The organism is Hydrococcus rivularis NIES-593, assembly GCF_001904635.1.
Lineage (GTDB): Bacteria > Cyanobacteriota > Cyanobacteriia > Cyanobacteriales > Microcystaceae > Hydrococcus > Hydrococcus rivularis.
The window spans coordinates 25,254-31,253 of record NZ_MRCB01000042.1; the positions used below are offsets into that span (position 1 = coordinate 25,254).

The following is a 6,000-nucleotide window of genomic DNA, read 5'->3' on the forward strand; positions in this document are numbered from 1 at the left end:
TCTCGATTATTATACGACACTGAAGCATTCAATGTATATTTTTACCTATGAAGATAGTTTTTCGCAAGTCTTTTTGAGACTAGGTACGGTAATTACTACCTTTATTGCATATATCCCGACGCAACGATCATCGAGCCAATGCCTTCATCGGTAAAGATTTCCAGGAGTAAAGCGTGCGGCAGACGACCGTCGAGAATATGTGCCGCCCGAACGCCCTGCGCCAGCGATCGCACGCAACAATTCACCTTGGGGATCATGCCTCCTGCCACGATCCCTTGCGCGATCAACTCCCTCGCCTGTTGAATATTCAATCTGGTCAGCAGCGTAGAAGGATCTTTGTAATCTCGTAAAATCCCTGGCGTATCGGTGAGCAAAATCAGCTTTTCTGCGCCCAGGGCGGCGGCAATTTCTCCAGCTACGGTGTCGGCATTGATATTGTACGCCTGTCCGCTTTCATCGGTAGCCACGCTGGAAATTACGGGAATGTAGCCGCTTTTGACCAGAGACTCGACCAACCTAGCATCGATATTGTTCACTTCGCCAACAAAGCCAATTTTTCCCCGGTCTACGGGTCGTGCCGTAATCAGATGCCCATCTTTGCCACAAAGTCCGACGGCTAATCCTCCGGCTTGATTGATAAGAGAGACGATTTCTTTGTTGACTCGTCCTACCAAGACCATCTCCACCACATCCATGGTAGGAGCGTCCGTTACCCGCAATCCATCTTTAAATTGAGGTTCTATACCTAGTTTATCGAGCCAACTATTGATTTCCGGACCTCCTCCGTGAACGACGACGGGACGAACGCCAACGCAGGAGAGAAAAACGATGTCGCGGATGACTTTATCTTTGAGCGAACTGTCTTTCATCGCCGCACCGCCGTATTTGATGACCACGGTTCGACCAGAAAATTGTTGAATGTAAGGCAGTGCTTCGCTCAGAACTCTCACGCGAGTAGCTGCCGTTTCTTTAATATATTCGCTCTCGTTGCTCATAACTGAGATAGTTGGATATCAATTGTTTCGTTAATTAGTTTATTGGGCTAGCAATCCTGGCTTACTGTTCGCTGCGAACTAATTTCTAGGGCAAACGAAAATCGTTTCTCTAGTTTTTGGGGCATAATTTTCCCCTCGCGCTTTTTGCTTCGACTTCGAGCGCGGGTGAGAGGTTAGCGATCGCAAACTTAATTTTACCCGATAAACATCACTTTACCTTGTCTTTGGCTTGCCAATCCCAATTGATTTTTTTTTCACGAGCGAGCTATTTCCGATTGAGATCGTTTCTTTTTGAGGTATTTAGCCAATAAAACCTTGGCTATTTTTCAGCATCTAGAATAGCGATCGGCAGCGAAAAATTAGCATTGGTTATGCATGTAAGCGTTCTTTCCAAACAAGAGATAATAAAGACTATAAACGAATTATAGACAAAAAATTAACTTATCTATAACGAGAAAACAAACAAATTATTCAATAAAGCGTTACCTATTTGTATTTGGCAATAAAAGCTTTCTCGAAGAACCAACGCGATCGCCTGAAAAATTTTCTTTACAAAAAGTTCTCTAGTTTTTATACTGATCGTCTAGAACAATGAAAGCAGCCAATAATTAATAACTACAGGCAAATGCCTACTAGCCCGCAAGATATCTCAAAGCGCCATACACCAAGTACGCCTACTAGCACGGATCGACCGCCTTTGCTCGTACTGCAGTTCTCCTAGAAGATCGAATAGTTTAAGTGTTGGAGATTTAGTTGAAATGGGAATGAGTGGCTCTTTGGAAACTTTCTCCCTTCCTGAGTTGTTTCGACTGATTGACTTAGGGACGAAAACAGGACGGCTAACCGTACAACCTTTACCGGATTCAGAGGCGACCAGAGCGGTTGGCGCTTACTACATTTGGTTTCAAAACGGTCGGTTGGTCGCGATTACCAATCGCCAGGACAGTCGGGGATTGATGACTCTAATTGAAAATCGCGGCTGGTTGAGCAGGCGCGTTATCGAAAAATTAGCCGATCTGTGTCCGCTCGATATGTCATTCGGCGTATATTTAAAGACCATGGGGGTCTTGAAAGCAGAGCAACTGCGGTTACTCTTCCAAATGCATTTGCATCAAGTATATAGGTTGTTTGAAGTGACATCGGGATGGTTTGTTTTTGAAGCTTCCTCGCCCGATGGATCGGCAGCGAGTCCTCTAACAATGCCATGGTTTGAGATGACGGGGATCGGCATGAGGGCGATGAAAGTCGCGCTATTGGCTCTGCGATTGGTAAAACACTGGGATGGGTATATAGATAAGCTGCCAGAACTGGGTTGTGCCTTAGCGCCGCTAGTCCGCTATCCCCCTTTCCGACTCGATGCGCTGGAGTTGGAGATCTGGAAGCTTGCCAATGGTTCGACGGCGTTAGAGGAAATTGCTAATCGGCTAGCCCAATCGTCCTTCGCCGTGCAAAGAACTGCCTTTCGTCTGATAATGGGCGGATTGGTAGAAGAAGTCACCCCAAACCTGCCAGCTAATGGTCTGAGCGATCGAGTTCTAGGGCAAGAAACGGCAAACCCCACCGAAACCTCAGCCGACAAAGAGTCGATCGCCGTACCCGTCAGCCAAGAAGGGAAATCTGACAATGAGATGAGCGGCTCGTTGTTTGAGAATTTGGTGAGCTTTTTACGGAGTCAATTTTAGTAGAAATCTTGCCGATTGCGATCGCCAAAACGGTTGAGGCTCGAAAAACGCGCTTTGTTCGCCCGACGTTCGCTTCCATTAATCGATTGGATGGTGACAACTGCCTTTTAATGAGAAGAAAAAGGTTACAGTATTTATGTGGGTTATGGAACCGATGGAGTCTTGTTGGTTTTAGCCAGCCAAGAGAGCGAGCATCCGGGCGGCTGAAATTACGCCTTGGCTTGCCTCGTGAGTCGCAAATAAACGGTATAGGATTGCTAGTGATTGTCGAACATGAGTCGCGTAATTATTATTGTTAACAGCGAGGTCAAAGCGTCAGGAAAGCATGCTGGAGCTTCACCCGTAACCGAAAAAATGGTAGCCGCCCTCAAAAGCGCGATCGCTGCCGATTCGCCGACAGCAACTGTGGAAGTGGTAGCAGCAACAGCGCTGTGGTCGCAGGCGAGTCAGATTCAGCTTCAAAATTCCAATCCGATTTATTGTCCCTTAACGATTCAGTTGCCCGATTGGTTTGACTTTCCCGCTAGAGACATCTACAAAGCCTGTCGGGATATCGAGGGTAGGCGGCAATGGGTCGAACGCCATTTAGCCTACAAAACCAGTATTAGGGATTCTTGGTTGGGCGATCTTTGGCTGCCCGTGGTGCTGACGGCAAAGAAAACTCTCTACGGAGAAGTCATCGGCGAAGGCGCTATCCCCAACTCTTATGAGCAACCCGTCGATTTGACGAATGAATTGCGCAAGTCTCTCTATTATCTAGCCGATCGCTTATTAGAATCTCTATCCGCTTCGCCAGCCGTTTACTTGCTGCAATTTAGACTAATTGGAAAAGAGATTGTCTTCGACCGACTATGGCCTTTTCCGGCAGCCCCGGCGATCGCCTCGATCGGGAGCCAACAACCCGATCTGTTTGCCTGTCATTGGCAATGTTTGCTCGGAAAACCGCTCCGAAACCTGAAAAATATTTCTAAATCCTTGACTCTACCATAGAAAAGACTAATAAAAGAAAGAAGCTACAGGAGATACACATTAATGTTATGTTTGGTTTAAAATCCTCATTCAAGTTAGATTAAGTACAAATAACTACTCAACCAGAAATGACAGCTCAATTAGTCTCCGACAGCTCTAGCGCCAGAGAATCCAGCGAGTCTTCCGCATCTAGTCGAGGTAGTTTGGCAACTGTCAGCGACAATGCAAGTTTAATGAAGTTGATGAAGTCCTATCAAGCCGACCAACAGGTTGAATACCTTCATTTGCAAGCCGAAATCGAAGTTCTCTTTCAACAGTTGCAAGCCCTCAAACAGCAAAAGCTCAAACAAACCGATCGACACGAAAAGAACTAGCGATCGCCGGGTCGAAACGTCAATCCAATTCGCAATTAACTATCGCTCGATTGCGAAGCGCCAATTGTTTTGTCAAAATTATCCTAATCGGGATTCTATCGAAGAACTATGACCATCAACGCTCAATTACAGAAAGCACTTGCAGACCGGAAAGCTCTCAAAGTCATTAGCGGCTTGAATAATTTCGATCGCGAGCGAGTAGCAGCCGTCGTTAAAGCAGCTCAAGCCGGCGGAGCAACTTTCGTCGATATTGCCGCCGATCCAGATTTAATTCGCTACGTCCGTCAGTTGGTACATCTACCGATTTGCGTTTCGGCGGTAGAACCGGAATTGCTGGCGGGCGCGGTGGAAGCCGGTGCCGACCTCATTGAAATCGGTAACTTTGACAGTTTTTATACCCAAGGACGACGTTTTGAAGCCCCCGAAGTCTTAGCCCTCACTCAAAAGACGCGATCGCTGCTACCAGAAGTCACGCTTTCGGTCACCGTTCCCCATATCCTATCCCTCGACGAACAAGTTCGACTGGCAGAAGCCCTCGTTGAAGCCGGGGCAGACATCATTCAAACCGAAGGTGGAACCAGCAGTCATCCCGTTCATGCCGGAATTTTAGGCGCAATTGAAAAAGCCGTTCCTACTTTAGCGGCTGCTTACAGCATTTCTCGCGCCGTATCTACTCCCGTACTCTGCGCTTCTGGACTGTCTAGCGTCACCGTTCCCATGGCGATCGCGGCTGGCGCTTCTGGCGTTGGCGTGGGTTCCGCAATCAACCAACTCAACGACGAAGTAGCCATGGTAGCCGCCGTTCGGAGCTTGGTAGAAGCACTAGAAACCGTTAGCTTGGCAGGCGATCGCGCTTATACCTATCGTTAAATCCAAATAATAACGGATAGTTGGTGGTGGCGAGGCAATCTTGCCACCAATATTTTATATATTTGATTCCTGACGGACTTTATAATTTGTATCCAATCGTTCGTAAAAATTCCTGACGGACTTTTATATCTTCATCACTTTCGACTCCCTTGGGTGAAAAACCATCCACAACCCCAAGGATTCCCCGTCCTTGTTCGGTTTCGGCAACGATAACCTGTACCGGATTAGCAGTGGCACAGTAAATCGTGCAGACTTCCTGGCATTGTTTGATGCTATTGAGAAAATTGATGGGAAATGCGTCTTTGAGTAAGATGATAAAACTATGTCCCGCTGCGATCGTCCGAGCATTTTTTATCGCTACTTCTTGTAATTTTTCCTCGTTCCCTGCCACGCGAATCAAACACGGTCCCGATGCTTCGCAGAATGCTAGCCCAAATTTCACTTGTCCCGACGTTCCCACCATTACTTCATACAAGTCTTCTACTGTTTTGATGAAGTGGCTTTGACCGAGAATAAGATTGCATCCTTGGGGAATTTCTAGGGGCACAGATTTCAATTCCATTGTTATCTCCTCTTTCTACCTAACTTATAACTTTATCAGCGAGATAGCTTTAGTACAGCGTAAAGGCGATCGGGGATAGGTTTAATATTGAAGATTTTCAATAAATGCCATAGATTTTTTATAAGCAAGCAAGAAATTTTTAATTAAAAATCTAAAATTCTTGCTTGCAGTCACAGAATACGGGTGCAAAAATCGATATGCGCGTATTGCTAGTAGAAGATGAGCCAGGAATCGCCAAGTTTATCGATCGCGGTTTGAAGGAGGCAGGTTATGTCGTCGATGTTGCCTGGGATGGGAAACAAGGAAAAGAGCACATTTCCTGTGCCGAGTACGACATCATTATCCTAGACATTATGCTGCCCAAGTTGGATGTGTGGCAGCTATTAGAAGAAATTCGCACTCAAAAAATCTTGACTCCCGTACTGTTGCTGACTGCGAGGGATTCTGTTGAAGATCGCGTGTAGGGATTGGATAAAGGGGCAGATGATTATTTCTGGAGTTTAGACTAACAAGAAAAAAGGGCAGCCAAAAATAGCTTGCCTTATCTC

The 6,000-nt window shown here is 46.3% G+C and carries 7 protein-coding genes; 5 read left to right on the forward strand and 2 right to left on the reverse strand.

Features of this window, described 5'->3' with window-relative positions:
• Positions 1 to 101: 101 nt before the first annotated feature.
• A complete protein-coding gene (gene argB, locus NIES593_RS21310; protein ID WP_073601501.1) occupies positions 102 to 995 on the reverse strand; it encodes an acetylglutamate kinase in 894 nt (297 codons plus the stop codon).
• A gap of 764 nt (positions 996 to 1,759) precedes the next feature.
• Between argB and NIES593_RS21315 the strand changes: the two genes are divergently transcribed.
• The 4 genes from NIES593_RS21315 to NIES593_RS21330 all read left to right on the forward strand — a co-directional run bounded on the left by NIES593_RS21315 (position 1,760) and on the right by NIES593_RS21330 (position 4,890).
• A complete protein-coding gene (locus tag NIES593_RS21315; RefSeq protein ID WP_175561197.1) occupies positions 1,760 to 2,677 on the forward strand; it encodes a DUF4388 domain-containing protein in 918 nt (305 codons plus the stop codon).
• A 273-nt stretch (positions 2,678 to 2,950) separates the two neighbouring features.
• Positions 2,951 to 3,667 carry a hypothetical protein gene (locus tag NIES593_RS21320; RefSeq protein WP_073601503.1) on the forward strand — a complete coding sequence of 239 codons (717 nt, stop codon included), beginning with the start codon at positions 2,951 to 2,953 and terminating at the stop codon, positions 3,665 to 3,667.
• Between the two features lie 107 nt (positions 3,668 to 3,774).
• Positions 3,775 to 4,020 carry a hypothetical protein gene (locus NIES593_RS21325; RefSeq protein WP_073601504.1) on the forward strand — a complete coding sequence of 82 codons (246 nt, stop codon included), beginning with the start codon at positions 3,775 to 3,777 and terminating at the stop codon, positions 4,018 to 4,020.
• Positions 4,021 to 4,128: 108 nt separating this feature from the next.
• Positions 4,129 to 4,890: a DUF561 domain-containing protein gene (locus NIES593_RS21330; protein WP_073601505.1), complete on the forward strand. Its 762-nt coding sequence runs from the start codon at positions 4,129 to 4,131 to the stop codon at positions 4,888 to 4,890.
• Between the two features lie 79 nt (positions 4,891 to 4,969).
• Here NIES593_RS21330 and NIES593_RS21335 read toward each other — a convergent pair whose 3' ends face one another.
• Positions 4,970 to 5,452 (reverse strand): adenosine-specific kinase, encoded by a 483-nt coding sequence (locus NIES593_RS21335; protein WP_073601506.1) that lies wholly within the window; start codon positions 5,450 to 5,452, stop codon positions 4,970 to 4,972.
• A 197-nt stretch (positions 5,453 to 5,649) separates the two neighbouring features.
• On the opposite strand from NIES593_RS21335, the gene NIES593_RS21340 reads away from it, so the two are divergent.
• On the forward strand, positions 5,650 to 5,916 hold the full coding sequence (locus NIES593_RS21340) for a response regulator (protein WP_083602508.1): 267 nt from the start codon (positions 5,650 to 5,652) through the stop codon (positions 5,914 to 5,916).
• The last annotated feature ends 84 nt before the right edge of the window (positions 5,917 to 6,000 follow it).

Coding starts and splice junctions, on each gene's coding strand:
- argB (WP_073601501.1), bottom strand. CDS start 995: ATGAGCAACGAGAGCGAATATATTAAAGAAACGGCAGCTACTCGCGTG.
- NIES593_RS21315 (WP_175561197.1), top strand. CDS start 1,760: ATGAGTGGCTCTTTGGAAACTTTCTCCCTTCCTGAGTTGTTTCGACTG.
- NIES593_RS21320 (WP_073601503.1), top strand. CDS start 2,951: ATGAGTCGCGTAATTATTATTGTTAACAGCGAGGTCAAAGCGTCAGGA.
- NIES593_RS21325 (WP_073601504.1), top strand. CDS start 3,775: ATGACAGCTCAATTAGTCTCCGACAGCTCTAGCGCCAGAGAATCCAGC.
- NIES593_RS21330 (WP_073601505.1), top strand. CDS start 4,129: ATGACCATCAACGCTCAATTACAGAAAGCACTTGCAGACCGGAAAGCT.
- NIES593_RS21335 (WP_073601506.1), bottom strand. CDS start 5,452: ATGGAATTGAAATCTGTGCCCCTAGAAATTCCCCAAGGATGCAATCTT.
- NIES593_RS21340 (WP_083602508.1), top strand. CDS start 5,650: ATGCGCGTATTGCTAGTAGAAGATGAGCCAGGAATCGCCAAGTTTATC.